At 72.4% G+C, this 13,667-nt stretch carries 10 protein-coding genes; 4 read left to right on the top strand and 6 right to left on the bottom strand.

The genetic code is table 11. The features are described 5' to 3' along the window. Window positions 1–16 precede the first annotated feature (16 nt). Window positions 17–745: a hypothetical protein gene (locus MANAM107_RS04375; RefSeq protein ID WP_223911599.1), complete on the top strand. Its 729-nt coding sequence runs from the start codon at window positions 17–19 to the stop codon at window positions 743–745. Here MANAM107_RS04375 and MANAM107_RS04370 read toward each other — a convergent pair. The 3 genes from MANAM107_RS04370 to MANAM107_RS04360 all read right to left on the bottom strand — a co-directional run bounded on the left by MANAM107_RS04370 (window position 653) and on the right by MANAM107_RS04360 (window position 4,525). Beyond that, window positions 653–3,142 carry a prolyl oligopeptidase family serine peptidase gene (locus MANAM107_RS04370; RefSeq protein WP_223911596.1) on the bottom strand — a complete coding sequence of 830 codons (2,490 nt, stop codon included), beginning with the start codon at window positions 3,140–3,142 and terminating at the stop codon, window positions 653–655. The genes MANAM107_RS04375 and MANAM107_RS04370 overlap by 93 nt on opposite strands. A 167-nt stretch (window positions 3,143–3,309) precedes the next feature. After that, window positions 3,310–3,492: an Rv0909 family putative TA system antitoxin gene (locus MANAM107_RS04365; RefSeq protein WP_179901728.1), complete on the bottom strand. Its 183-nt coding sequence runs from the start codon at window positions 3,490–3,492 to the stop codon at window positions 3,310–3,312. A gap of 211 nt (window positions 3,493–3,703) precedes the next feature. After that, window positions 3,704–4,525, bottom strand: a complete 822-nt coding sequence (locus tag MANAM107_RS04360) for a hypothetical protein (protein WP_223911593.1) — start codon at window positions 4,523–4,525, stop codon at window positions 3,704–3,706. Between the two features lie 325 nt (window positions 4,526–4,850). Between MANAM107_RS04360 and clpB the strand changes: the two genes are divergently transcribed. Next, window positions 4,851–7,523: an ATP-dependent chaperone ClpB gene (gene clpB / locus MANAM107_RS04355; protein WP_223911590.1), complete on the top strand. Its 2,673-nt coding sequence runs from the start codon at window positions 4,851–4,853 to the stop codon at window positions 7,521–7,523. Window positions 7,524–7,749: 226 nt separating this feature from the next. On the opposite strand, the gene MANAM107_RS04350 is transcribed toward clpB, so the two are convergent. Both MANAM107_RS04350 and MANAM107_RS04345 read right to left on the bottom strand, forming a co-directional pair. Beyond that, window positions 7,750–8,847, bottom strand: a complete 1,098-nt coding sequence (locus MANAM107_RS04350) for a PDDEXK family nuclease (RefSeq protein WP_223911587.1) — start codon at window positions 8,845–8,847, stop codon at window positions 7,750–7,752. A 552-nt stretch (window positions 8,848–9,399) separates the two neighbouring features. Then, window positions 9,400–10,011, bottom strand: coding sequence for a YkgB family protein (locus tag MANAM107_RS04345; RefSeq protein WP_223911584.1), 612 nt, complete (start codon window positions 10,009–10,011; stop codon window positions 9,400–9,402). A 617-nt stretch (window positions 10,012–10,628) separates the two neighbouring features. On the opposite strand from MANAM107_RS04345, the gene MANAM107_RS04340 reads away from it, so the two are divergent. Beyond that, window positions 10,629–11,345, top strand: coding sequence for a TetR/AcrR family transcriptional regulator (locus MANAM107_RS04340; RefSeq protein ID WP_223911581.1), 717 nt, complete (start codon window positions 10,629–10,631; stop codon window positions 11,343–11,345). Window positions 11,346–11,411: 66 nt separating this feature from the next. Here the strand turns inward: MANAM107_RS04340 and MANAM107_RS04335 are convergent, their stop codons facing one another. Then, window positions 11,412–12,041, bottom strand: coding sequence for an HAD family hydrolase (locus MANAM107_RS04335; protein ID WP_263421950.1), 630 nt, complete (start codon window positions 12,039–12,041; stop codon window positions 11,412–11,414). A gap of 401 nt (window positions 12,042–12,442) precedes the next feature. Between MANAM107_RS04335 and MANAM107_RS04330 the strand changes: the two genes are divergently transcribed. Continuing rightward, window positions 12,443–13,450: a LacI family DNA-binding transcriptional regulator gene (locus MANAM107_RS04330; RefSeq protein ID WP_223911575.1), complete on the top strand. Its 1,008-nt coding sequence runs from the start codon at window positions 12,443–12,445 to the stop codon at window positions 13,448–13,450. Window positions 13,451–13,667 lie beyond the last annotated feature (217 nt).

Raw genomic sequence — 13,667 nt, 5'->3', positions numbered from 1 at the left:
CACCACAGGACCCACGATGGCGAGCTCCTACGAGACTGACGGTCAGCCCCGCTACGGCCGGCGCGTGAGTCCCGAGGAGCTCGCCGCCGTGCGCGCCGAGCAGGGGCTCGACCCGGCTCCCGGACCAGCCCCCTCGGCGCCTCCCAGGAGGCTGCCCGAGGGGCCCAGCAGTGGCTGGAAGGCCCCCGAGGGAGGGGTGAGCCTGGAGCGGTGGACCAATCCCTCCGCCCGGAGCCGACGACGCCGCCTGCCGGCCGCTTGGGGCCGGCAGGCGCGGCCCGCCCGCAGGTGGCGCACCTTCGCCGTGGGCATGATCCTCATGCTCCTGGTCCCCGCCCTGCTCATCGTGGGGGCCATCAACATCTCCGTGGACTGGTCGGGCACCCGCTCCGCGGTCGTGGGCGACTCCGGCGCCGTCTACCTCGATGAGGGCGCGCACGCCATGCTCTACTCGGGCTCGGGGCAGCCCACCATCGACTGCACCATCACCAACCCCGATGGTGCGGCAGTGCTCAAGGACACCGGGCACGAGTCACTCCCCTACGCCTCCTTCACCGCCTCCAGCACAGGCACCTACACCGTCAGCTGCCCCAACGGCACTGAGGGCATGATCGTCGGCCCGCCGGTGCGCCCCAGCCGACTCATGACCGCCTCACTGATGATCGTGGGCGCCTTCCTCTGCGGCATCGCGGGCCTGGCCGTCACCGTGGTGGGCATCTCGCGCATGCGCCGCCCCGGGGACTGAATCGCCGGGGGCCGCGCTCAGGGTGCGCCAGCAGAACTCGTAGGTCAGGGCGCTCATGAAGGCCCGTTGCGCATTGGTCGAGGCCGCCCCGTGCCCGCCCTCGGAGTTCTCGAAGTAGGTGACCTCCTGCCCCAGCTGGCGCATCCGGTGGGCCATGGAGCGGGCATGGGCCGGGTGCACCCGGTCATCGCGGGTGGAGGTCACCAGCAGCAGCGGCGGGTAGCGCCGTCCGGCGCGCAGAAGGTGGAAGGGGGAGAACTCCCGGATGAACTCCCACTGGGCAGGGTCGTCGGGGTCCCCGTACTCCGCCATCCACGAGTGCCCCGCCAGGAGGCGGTGGTAGCGGCTCATGTCCAGCAGCGGGACCTCGCAGACCACCGCCCCGATGAGCCGGGGGTAGCGGGTGAGCATCACCCCGGTCAGCAGGCCCCCGTTGGAGCCGCCGTGCACCGCCAGGCGCTCGGGGGAGGTCACCCCGCGCTCGCTCAGGCTCTGGGCCACCGCCGCGAAGTCCTCGTAGGCGCGCAGCCGCCGGTCCCGGAGCGCCGCCTGGTGCCAGGCGGGCCCGTACTCCCCGCCGCCCCTGATATTGGCCACCGCGTACATCCCGCCCCGCTCCAACCAGGCCCTGCCCATGACCGGCTGGTAGTGGGGCAGGAGCGAGTGCTCGAAGCCCCCGTAGCCGTAGAGGATCGTCGGGGCGGGTGAGCCCTCCGGTGCGGGCCTACCCACCTGGAAGTAGGGGATCGGCGTGCCATCCCGGCTGACCGCCACATGCTGGCTGACCTCCACGTCCTGGGCATCGAAGCGCGCGGGCGCCCGGCGCAGCACCGCGCACCCCTCGACCCGGCCCGAGTCGCCGATGCGGGCCACGGCCAGGGTGGCCGGGGTGGTCCACCCCGACAGGCTCAGCCACAGCTCATCGCCGTGGCGCGCATTGACCGGGCTCGCCGAGAGCGTCACCAGGGCCCGCCCCGGCCGCAGCTGGGCGGAGCCCGAGACGGGGGAGCGCGGCACCTGGCCCAGCGCCGCCGGGTCCAGCCCGTGGCGGTCCCAGGGCTGATGGTCGGCATCCATGGGCGGTGGGGTGAGGATCTCCAGGCGGGGGACGACGTCGTCGAGCACCGTGAGGATGAGGTGGCTGCGGCTCCACGAGGCGCCCGCCAGTGAGGTGCTCGCCGTGGGCTCGAACAGGACCGTCAGGTGGCGCTCGCCCCGGAGGAAGTCCTGGAGCGGGGCAGCCAGGAGGCTGCCCTGGGCGTAGGTGCGGCCCCCGACCCGCCAGGGCTCGCGCAGCTCGACCGTCAGCCAGTCCCGGCTCATCCCCACCTGCGCGGACTCGGGCACCTCCAGGCGCACCCCGCGGGGCACGCTCTCCTCCTCACTGCCCAGGCCGCCCGGGGCGGCGGCCCCCGCCCGCGGGGCGCCTGCCCGGGCGCCATCGCCCCCTCCGTCCCCTCCGCCCTGCGGCGCTCCGTCCTGCCCGTCACCGGTGCCGTCGTCGACCAGCCAGATGCGGGTGGAGTAGAAGTCGGGGGCCGTGGCCAGCCAGGTGCGGCCCCAGTGGTCGTAGAAGGCGGAGGCGGCCACCGCGGCGGTGGCGGCGGTGCCCAGGACCTCGGCCTGCTCGGGGCACTGGTCGCGGCGCATGCGGCGGACCTGGCGCGGATAGCCCGAGTGGGTCAGAGAGCCCTCGCCCAGGTCGGTGACCAGCAGCACCGACTCGCCCTCCTCATCGGCCCAGCTCATCGACCCCTTGGAGGACGGGCGGAGGAATCCGCCCTCCTGGGCGGGGATGAAGCGGCGCTTCTCCAGGTCGAACTCCCGGGTGATGTCCGCATCCGAGCCTCCCTCCGAGAGGGTCACCAGCGCCCGCCGCCCCGCGCGGGGGCCGGTGTCCAGGACCTGCGCGCCATGCCATACCCAGGTGCGGCCCTCCTCGCGCCCCAGCGCATCGAGGTCCAGGAGCACCTCCCACTGCGGCTCGGGGGCCTCCCCGCCCCCGCCGGGGGCGCCGGAGGCGTAGTCCAGCCAGGTGGTGCGCCGCCACAGCCCGCGCGGATGCTCCGCATCGGTCCAGAAGTTGTAGAGCATGCCGGCGCGCTCGGAGACCATGGGGATGCGGTCGGGGGAGTCCAGGATCGACTCGATGGACTCCGCCAGGCCGGTGAAGCCGGGATCGTCGGCATAGGCGGCCCGCGTCTCCTCGTTGCGCTGCTCGACCCAGGCCAGCGCCCGCTCCCCCTCGACCTCATCGAGCCAGTCCGGCACCGGGGGCAGGGCCTCGCCCGCGGCGCGATCCCCTGCGGCGGGTGCGCCTGCGGCCTGCCGGGGATCGACGTCGGGGGCTGTGACCTGAGCGGGGGCGGGATCGACGTCGGGGGCGTGGTCGTGCATGACCCCATTGGATCACGCGCGGCGGGCCTGGGTGGGGATCGCCAGGGGCGCAGCGCCGGCTCTGAGCCGGGGGGCGGGGATGAGGGGGAGATGAAGGGAGCCCCGCACCCGTATCGGGTGCGGGGCTCCTCCTGCGATCAGAAGGACCGCGGTGGGTGGCTCGCAGCTCAGGCGTTGCCGAGCTTTCCGTCGGCAGCCTCGCGCGCGGAGTCGATCTTGTCGTCGAACTTGCCGCCGGTGGCCTTCTTCGCGGCGTCGGCAGCGGCGTCGAGCGCCTTGTCGCTGATCTCCTCGCCCTTGTCGGAGCCGAGAGCCTCGCTGGCCTTCTTCGTCAGGTCACCAAGTCCCATGTGTCTTCTCCTTCCCTCGGGTGGCGCGGCGTCGGGCGACGTCGGCCTCAGGGGGAATGCTGCCAGGTTCGACGCCGAAACGCGATCCGCGCGCAAGGCCCGACCGCCCCCGACCGAGGCCCATTGAAGGAGGCCCATTGAACTGGCGGGCCCCGGGCCGGAGTGTGTCCGGCCCGGGGCCCGGGGGAGTCGCCTCGTTCCTGGCGGCCGCTCAGCGCAGGGTGGCTGTGACGGTGTCCACGAGCTGCTGGGTGCGCTCGGTCGAGCTGCTGGAGACCCGCAGGAGCACCATCGAGCCCGCTGGGTTGGGCAGGTAGAGGTCGGCGGTCTTCACGGTGCCGTCGTAGGTGGCATCGTTGTAGATGAGGTAGGAGCCGGTGCCGTTGGCCGTGTCGACCGTGGAGTACTTCTCGACCGTGCTGCCGTCCTCGGTCACGTTGTTGGTCATGGTCTCCTCACTGACCAGGCCCAGGGGGAGGGCGACCGATATGCAGGTGGCGTGCTCCAGCAGGCCATTGCTGTCGCGGCTGCCGGCAATGGCCAGGAGGTCCTGAAGCCGGGTCGAGGAGCTCACGGTGGAGGTGTCGGTCTCCAGCCGTGCCGCGATCTCAGCGATCTCGGCGTCGTCCAGGGTGGAGTAGATGGACCAGTCCGCGGGCAGGGCGAAGGTGATGCCGGCCTTCTCGGCCGTGGCCGTCTGGTAGCCCTCCGGGGGAGTGGCGGGCTCGGCGAGCTCGGCGGAGGCCCCGGCGCTGGCGCTCGCACTGGGGCTGGCGCTGGCCTTCGGGCTCTTGGTCGCGGCGGGGGTGGTGGCATCGGAGGAGGGCTTGGAGCGCACCCCATTGCCGTTGCCGTCGGTCGGGGCGCTGTCCCCGGCATCGGTCGCGGCCGATGCCGATGAGGCGGTGCCGGCCGCGGAGGAGTCTCCGCCCCCGAGGATGTTGCAGGCGCTCAGGGTCAGGGCGGTGCTGGCCATCGCGATCACGGCCAGGGTGGAGCGCGTGGCGCGCGCCATGGTGGTCATTCGTGTCATGGAGGACTCCTCAAGGCAGGGGTGTGACCTGGCTGTGACAATACCGTGCGCCGGGAGGGCATGTCATGCCATGGGCCTGCCGGACGGTGGTCCGCGGTTCTGGGTGCGGCCTGCTGCGGGGCGGAGGCTGGCCCGGTGGGGCGGCTCCGCGAGCCATGGCCGGGATGGAGTGCGATACGCCATGAGTGTGACATGGGAAACAAGGAGTGAACCCCAAGGTTGAGTGGAATAGACTCAACCCTGCTGCGGTTGGACTCAGCGGAAGACACCGGGGCCCATGCCCCGCGCCGTCGACAGAACCCCGCAGATCCACAAGGAGATCCGTATGGACACCAACTACACCACCAAGTCCCAGGAGGCGATCTCCGGGGCCATGCAGGCCGCAGCAGCGGCCGGCAACCCCCAGATCGAGCCCGCCCACCTGCTCGTCGAGCTGCTCTCCCAGGAGGGGGGCGTGGCCGCCGCCCTGCTCGCCGCCGTCGTCCCCGACGCCACCGCCCGCCAGGGCGTGGGTGCCACCGCCCGGCGCCTGCTCACCCAGCTGCCGGCCTCCTCGGGCTCCACCATGACCCAGCCCCAGCCCTCCCGCGCCCTCCTGGCCGCCCTCGAGGCGGCCTCCACCAGCGCCAAGGACCTGGGGGATGAGTACATCTCCACCGAGCACCTGCTCATCGGCCTGGCCTCCGGCGCGGCCACCACCGGCACCGTCGCCGCCGCCCTGTCCGAGGCCGGCGCCACCCCCGAGCGCCTGACCCAGGCCCTGCCCCAGGTGCGCGGCTCGGCCCGCGTCACCTCCCCCAACCCCGAGGGCACCTACAAGACCCTGGAGAAGTACGGCACCGACCTGACCGAGGCCGCCCGCTCCGGCCGCCTCGACCCCGTTATCGGGCGCGACTCCGAGATCCGCCGCGTCATCCAGGTCCTGTCCCGGCGCACCAAGAACAACCCCGTCCTCATCGGCGAGCCCGGTGTGGGCAAGACCGCCGTCGTCGAGGGCCTGGCCCAGCGCATCGTCGCCGGGGACGTGCCCGACTCCCTGGCCGGCAAGCGCCTGGTCGCCCTCGACCTGTCCGGGATGGTCGCCGGTGCCAAGTACCGCGGCGAGTTCGAGGAGCGCCTCAAGGCCGTCCTGGCCGAGATCAAGGACTCCGACGGCGAGGTCATCACCTTCATCGACGAGCTCCACACCGTCGTCGGTGCCGGTGGCGGCAGCGAGGGCGCGATGGACGCCGGCAACATGCTCAAGCCCATGCTCGCCCGCGGCGAGCTGCGCATGGTGGGCGCCACCACCCTGGACGAGTACCGCGAGCACATCGAGAAGGACCCCGCCCTGGAGCGCCGCTTCCAGCAGGTCTTCGTCGGCGAGCCCAGCGTGGAGGACACCGTCGCCATCCTGCGCGGCATCGCCCCCAAGTACGAGGCCCACCACCAGGTGACCATCTCCGACGGCGCCCTGGTGGCCGCCGCCACCCTCTCCGACCGCTACATCACCGGCCGCCAGCTGCCGGACAAGGCCATCGACCTGGTCGACGAGGCCGCCTCCCGCCTGCGCATGGAGCTGGACTCCAGCCCCGTGGAGATCGACGAGCTGCGCCGCCGCGTGGACCGCATGCGCATGGAGGAGTCCTACCTCGATGAGTCCGTCGGCGAGGGCGAGGCCGACCCCGCCTCCGTCGAGCGCCTGGAGCGCCTGCGCGCCGAGCTGGCCGACGCCTCCGAGGAGCTGGCCGCTCTCAGCGCCCGCTGGGAGGCCGAGAAGGCCGGGCACAACCGCGTCGGGGAGCTGCGCGCCGCCCTGGACGAGATGCGCACCCGCGCCGACCTGGCCGAGCGCGAGGGCGACTTCGAGGAGGCCGGCCGCCTGCGCTACGGCGAGATGCCCGCGCTGGAGCGCCAGATCCGCGAGGCCGAGGCCGACGACGCCGCCCTGGAGGCCGCCGGGCGCTCCGGCGAGCCCATGATCGCCGAGAAGGTCGGCGCCGGTGAGATCGCCGAGGTCGTGGGCTCCTGGACCGGTATCCCCGTGGGGCGGCTGCTCCAGGGCGAGACCGAGAAGCTGCTGACCATGGAGGAGGCCATCGGCGAGCGCCTCATCGGCCAGTCCGCTGCCGTGAGCGCCGTGGCCGACGCGGTGCGGCGCTCGCGGGCCGGAATCTCCGACCCTGATCGCCCCTCGGGTTCCTTCCTCTTCCTGGGCCCCACGGGCGTGGGCAAGACCGAGCTGGCCAAGTCGCTGGCCGAGTTCCTCTTCGACGACGAGCGCGCCATCGTGCGCATCGACATGTCCGAGTACGCCGAGAAGCACTCGGTGGCCCGCCTCGTGGGAGCTCCCCCCGGCTACGTGGGCTACGAGGAGGGCGGCCAGCTCACCGAGGCGGTGCGCCGCCGCCCCTACGCGGTGATCCTGCTCGACGAGATCGAGAAGGCCCATCCCGAGGTCTTCGACATCCTCCTGCAGGTCCTCGACGACGGGCGCCTGACCGATGGCCAGGGCCGCACCGTGGACTTCCGCAACACCATCCTGGTGCTCACCTCCAACCTGGGCTCGCAGTTCCTCATCGACCCGCTGACCGGCCCCGAGGAGAAGCGCAATGAGGTGATGAGCGTGGTCCAGGCCTCCTTCAAGCCCGAGTTCCTCAACCGGCTCGACGACGTCATCGTCTTCGAGGCGCTGACCAAGGACGAACTGGGCCGGATCGTGGATATCCAGCTCGCCCGGATGGGGGCGCGCCTGGCCGGGCGGCGCCTGACCCTGAGCGTGACCGATGCGGCCCGTGCCTGGCTGTCCGACGAGGGCTATGACCCCGCCTACGGGGCCCGGCCCCTGCGCCGCCTGGTGCAGCGCGAGATCGGCGACGTGCTGGCCCGGATGATCCTGGCCGGGGAGGTGGCCGATGGGCAGAGCGTGGTGGTCGACCGCGTCGAGGGCGAGTCGGGCCTGAGCCTGAGAGTCGAGGGCCGGCCGGTCAGCGCCCCCTCGGCGGCCTCCGCCCAATAGGGCTGAGGCTTCTCCCCGGTGGGGTGGCGGGAGCCGGGCCTGCGCGGGCCCACGTGTGTGGGCGGTGCGGGCCCGGCTCTTGCGGTGGCCCGGTTCGGTCCTGCGTGGTGCGGGGGCGGGTGCGCTTCGCGGGGTTGTCTGTGGTTTGCCGGTGTTGTCGGTGGAATGCACCTCTGGGACCTCTCCGATGTGCAGACATCCCCTGCGAACTGCAGACAACCCCGCATTATGCGCGCTGGGGTTGTGACCGGGACCGGGGCTGTGACCGGGGCCGGGAGAGGGCGGAGGCGGCGTCGAGGCCATCGGCCAGTGCGGCCCCCGGCCGCAGGAACTCCGGGCGCGGGGCGAAGGAGGCGACGGCGGTCGGCGGGAAGGCCTGGCGGATCCTCATCGCCAGGGCCTCGGGCCTGGCAAGGTCGCTGCTGCTGAGGCGCAGGAAGGTCCAGCCCAGCTCGTGGATGGCGTCCTGGCGGTGCTTCTCCTTCCAGGCGTCCTGGCGGGAGGCGTACTTGACCCGGCCGTCGACCTCGATGATGAGCTGGTACTGGGGCCAGCACAGATCCACCCATGCGGGCCCGGTGCCCAGGCTGATCTGGTGCTGGAGGTGCGGTGGCTCCGCGCCGATGGCGTGCAGCAGCCATCGAGTGGCGCTCTCCAGGACCGACTCCGCCCAGGGGCTGGCGGCGGCCAGGATGGCGCGGGCCTGCGCGATTCCCCGACGCCGGGGGTGGCGTGCGATGAGCTCGTCCCAGACGCGGATGGCCTGGGCCCAGGGAGCCGTAGCGTCGGTGGGGTGGCGCCGGTCGGGCCGGCACACGAGCCGCAGCGCGGAGTCGGCGATGCTCAGGGCGTTGAGCGCGGGCTCGTCGCAGGCGCAGTCGAAGGCGGTGCGCAGGGGACTGGTCATGGGCAGGCCGTTGGCAACGACGAGCTCGTCCCTGTGCAGGTCGAGGCCGCGGCGCCAGAGCGTGAGCTGCCGGTCGAAGCGCGGATGGGCGGAGGCGAAGGGCTCTCCCGAGGCGGTGAACTCCACGACTGGCAGGGGCATGTGGGTCGGCCTGGAGCCGACCGCCAGGTAGACGTCGGGCTGCTGGCTGTACTGGGCCAGCCCGAGCCAGAGCGCCGCCGAGGTGTGGCTGAGGTAGGAGCCTGTGTGGGACAGGTGTGCCGCCTTGGCCCGCGCCAGGCAGAGGGTGTGGCGGTGCTGCCAGCCCTGGGCCCGGGGGTCGGGCTCCCAGTAGATGCCCCGGGACAGGCGGATGGCCGAGCGGCCCTGCAGGTCGGTGACCGGGGCGAGGCGCGAGCTGCGAATGAGGTGCGGCACCAGGCTAGGGTCGAGCGGTGGAATCGGCGCGGTGCTCATGCCGGTAGACTCGCCCATGAGTGTCCCGGAGTGCGCGCCCGGCCACTGGCCCTGTGGACAGCGGGCGCGAAAACCACGCCTGTGGAGCCCGGCTGCCCCTGGAATCCCGCGAATGGGGCCACGTGCTGTCATCACGTGATGGTCACGGCGGCTCGCCATGAGTGTCTCGCCGAGGGTGACATGCGCCTACCGCATTGTCCAGCGGATTGTCCAGCGGTTCGTGTCCACCTTAAGAGTGTTGAATCGGCCTGCCGGGGTTCGCTGGCTGAGTCGCATCCTGCTGGGTCAACCGTGCTTCGCTGGGCCAGAGGGTGGATATCAGCGGGCGGGATGCGGATCGCCCAGCGGAAGACGACTGACGCCGCCGTGTTCGGCGGGCGACAAGCTATGCGTCTCGACGATGATCACCGTAGTGCGGGGTTTGCGGGCGCCAGGATCGGTCGGCGCCTGCAAGCCCCGCATGCGACGTGAGAGGCGATCTGCAGCGTCAGATCACGAAGCTCTGAGGAGCGCTCAGCCGGCGTCCTGGCCGGCGCGGCGCAGGGTGGCGCGGGCGGAGTCCACCAGCAGCACGAAGCCGGCGCCCATCTGGATGCAGTCCTTGACCACCAGGCGCCCGCGCCCCGACAGGTAGGGGAAGCCCAGGTCGGCGTCGGCCGCGCCCTGGGCGGGGGCCGAGACCCACACCTCGGGGGTGGTGATGAGGAAGGACAGCGTCACGCAGGAGAAGAAGATGACGCCCATCGCCCCGAGCATGCCCAGCTCGGGGCGGATCCAGTGCGCGGCCAGCAGCAGGCCGATGGCCACGATCGTGGTGCCCATGAAGATCGCCACCGCATAGGTGGAGTTGGCCTCATGCCAGGCCCGGTTGGTCTTATTGAGGACGCCCTCGGGGTTCATGTGCGGCTTGTAGCCGGCCGGGTCCCCGATCATCCAGCGCATGAGCGGCGAGTTGGCGATGAAGGGGATGATGCCGTCGGCCTCGTACTTGAACCACTTGAGCCCGCCGATCCACAGGAAGACGACGATGACGCCGATGCGCAGGAGCGCCAGGGATAGGCGGTCCAGGGAGAGGAGGCGGCGGGCCACCGGGACGAAGGGGCTGCTGGTAGTGCGATCAGTCACGAAAGAGCGTCTTCCTGTGTGTGGATGGTCGGAGGGCACCGAATGCGCGGGACTCGCGGCCGCCAGCTCATCCGGGCGCCGGCAATACCAAAGGACGAGCGCCCCTGCCCGAGCCGGCCCAGCCGGGCCCCGACGCTCGCGGGCCACGGGCCGGCACCGGCGTCGATCCCGGAGCGTGCGTGCGGGCCGCCACCGTCCGCGGGCCCGGCTCCCGTCATGGAGGGACCGGCTGTAGATTGCGGGGATTGCGGGGATTGCGGGGGCTGTCTGTGGTCTGCAGGTGTTGTCGGTGGACTGCACCCCTGGGACCCTTCCGATGTGCAGACAACCCTGTCGTATTGCGGACAACGTGAGGGTTTGCGGAGGACCTGGGGGTGTGCGGTGCAGACCTGTGCGGGGTCGGCCTCCGCCATGGCCGGTTCCGGCCTCCGTCGTGCGGAAGAGGGCGGCGTCGAGGCCGCGTCCGGCGAGCGCGGCCAGGCCCGGCCTGCCGCAACCCCCCATCACCACGCCAGGCCCCGCCCCGCACTCACCGTGCGCGCATCTCCGCTCAGATTCTCGTCATCTCGGATGCCGGATATTGCAGCAACTTTGCATAGGGATGACACAATGCGGCTATGAGCAGCACTGATGCCCCCGCCACGGCCGCCGCGCCCCGGCGTCGTGGCCCCGGACGCCCCCGGGCGGGAAGTGAGGACAAGCGCGAGCGCATCCTCAACGAGGCGGTGTCGCTGTTCGGAGCGCGCGGATACGCCGGCACCTCCCTGGCGGACATCGCGGCCGCCGCCGACATCTCCAAGGCCGGTCTGCTCCACCACTTCTCCTCCAAGGACGCCCTGTTCGCCAAGGTGCTGGAGCGCCGGGACCAGGAGGCGACGCTCGCCGCGCACCACGGGGACCAGGAGGGGCTCGACCCCTGGGAGCACCTGGAGCGCTACGTCGAGTGCCTGGAGACCAGTGTCCAGCGCCGCGAGCTCGTGGCGATCTACGCGGCCACCTCCGTATCCGTCCTCGACGTCCAGCACCCCGCCCACCAGTGGATGGCCGAGCGCATGGACCGGGCCGTGGAGAGCTTCGAGACCAGCTTCGAGGCCGGCAAGGCCTCCGGAGTCGTCGACCCCGGCATGCCCTCACGGCTGGTGGCGCGCACCCTCGTCGCCCTGTGCGACGGCCTGCAGCTCCAGTGGCTGTGCGCCACCACGCCCGGCGCCGCAGTCTCAGCCCGCCTGGAGACCAGCATCACCGAGGAGATCCGCCTCTACGTGCAGGGCCTCAAGAGCCAGTGGAAACGTGCCCACGGCGCGACGCCCGTCCAGGAGCCCGCCCCCGCCTGAGCCCGTGCCCTCCTCGGCCCCCGTCCGACGGCGTCGGCCCCACCACCGCCCGCGCCTCCGCCGGGCTCAGCGCTCCTCCCACAGGAGCATATGCGGGGTGATCGAGGCCAGGTCGGGCACGACGACGAGCCCCGGATCCGCCGGGAAGTGCTTGCGCTGCCCGATCTGGACCACATGCAGCCCGTTGCTGCGCGCCGAGGCCGCCCCCGTGGGGGAGTCCTCCACCACCACGCACTCCTCCGGCGTCAGCCCCAGGCGCTCCACCGCGGTGGCATAGGGCAGCGGATCGGGCTTGGCCCCCACTCCGTCGTCACCGGTGACCAGGGTGACGAAGACGTCGCCGAGCTCCTGCGCCACCCGCTCCACGATCGGGCGGGGCGAGGCCGAGACGATGGCCTGGGCCAGCCCCACCTCCGCCAGCGCCGAGGTGATCTCCCGTGCGCCGGGAAGCAGCGGGGGCTCGGCGGTCACCGCCTCGCGCACCTGGCGGGCCATGGCCTCGAAGACCCGCTCGGCCAGAGCATCCTCCCAGGAGCCGGCCACGCCGGTGGCGGCGATGAGCTCTCGCGCGCGGCGGATCGAGGCGCCGGTGAGCTCGGCGACGATCTCGGGGGAGGCCGTGCCCCCCAACTCGGTGCAGCAGCGGATGAAGGCGGCGTCCCACAGCGGCTGGGAGTCCATGAGGGTGCCGTCCATGTCCCACAGCACGGCGCGGATGGTGAAGTCGGTGGAGCGTGGCGAGGAGGGGGCACGGGGTGTCACGCCGGCAGATTAGCCCGTGCCCCGCGCCGGCGGCAGGGCCCTGTGGGCCAAGCCCGTCCGTGGCCGGCTCGCTCCGGCTCGCGGTTGGTCTGCGCGCGGCTGCGGCCGCGGTGGCCGGCAGCCGGCTCACGTCCCTGCCCACGGTGCTCGACGACGACGGGCACCGTGGTGCCGCAGAAGCCCGCCCAGGGTACCGGGGCGGAGGGGCGGCCAGGGACCTTGGTGCCCTGCGGGCCGGGGCGATGGTTGTATGGTTACTGGCTCACCCATCCCGCGGGGCCCTGCACCCTCCCCACACGCCAGGCCCACCACAGCAACGATGCGCAAGGAGAGCGGTGAAGAACTCCCGGAAGACCACCATGGAGGACGTGGCCCGTGCGGTGGGGCTGTCGCGGACCACGGTGTCCTTCGTCCTCAACGACCGCCCCGATGTGCGCATCCCCGCCTCCACCCGGGAGCGGGTCAAGCGGGCCGCCCGAGAGCTGGGCTACCGGCCCCACAGCGGCTCCCGGGCCCTGTCCTCCCAGCGCACCGGGCAGCTGGGCCTGGTCTCCGAGATCGTCACCGGCCCCCTGGGGTCGGCCACCATCCGCGGGATCCAGGAGGCCGCCCGGCAGGCGGGCTACTCCCTGTTCATCGTGCCCACCTCCGCCAGCGGACAGGAGGATCCCGAGGCCTTCGAGACCCTCCTCAAGGCCGGCGTCGACGGGATCCTCTACGCCACGGGACGGCACTGCAGGGTCGCGATGCCGCCCCAGGCCCAGGAGGTCCCCACCGTCCTCGTGCACTGCACCGACACCTCATCGGACCTGCCCGAGGTCCGTCCTGATGAGTACTCCCTGGGGCGACTGTCGGCCGAGGCCCTCCTGGAGGGCCACCATCGGGATATCGGCGTCATCGAGCTGCCCGATGACGGCGAGGCGGCCCCCGGGCGGCGCGCCGGCTGCCAGGACTGCCTGGCCCGGGCGGGCATCCCCGGGGAGACGGTGCGTTCGGCGGTAGGTGATGGCACTACCCGTGGCGGGTACGCGGCGGCCAGCGCCCTCATGGATGCCGCCCCCCGGCTGACGGCGCTGCTGTGCGGTAACGACCGCATGGCCATGGGCGCCTACGACGCGCTGCTCGAGCGCGGCCTGCGGGTGCGCGACGACGTCGCCGTCATCGGCATCGACGACCAGGAGCTCATCGCCGACCAGCTCCACCCCGCACTGACCACCGTGGCCCTGCCCTTCGAGGACATGGGCCGGGTAGGGGTCGCGCACCTGCTGGCCCTCATCGCCGGCGAGGAGGTCCCCGCGCGCACCCTCCTGCCCGGGCGCCTGGTCAGGCGCCACTCCGCCTGAGACCCGGGGGCGACGGCGGGGCGCCACTGCTCCGCGCCGGGCTGCTGCTCGGCGGCGTCGGCAACCGATGACACGTGCCTGGAGGGCGTGCCGCGATGAGATATCCGCGCCATGGGCGCCCTCCGCAGGGGATACCTGCGGGATGCACGCCTCGTCTGCACGTCGCCGGGGTCCCAGGGGTGCAGAGTGCCGACAGGCCCTGCGGCCTGCCGACCGG

It is taken from the genome of Actinomyces capricornis (assembly GCF_019974135.1).
In the GTDB taxonomy this organism is placed as follows: Bacteria; Actinomycetota; Actinomycetes; order Actinomycetales; family Actinomycetaceae; genus Actinomyces; species Actinomyces capricornis.
This window is presented reverse-complemented; position numbering and strand designations above follow the sequence as displayed.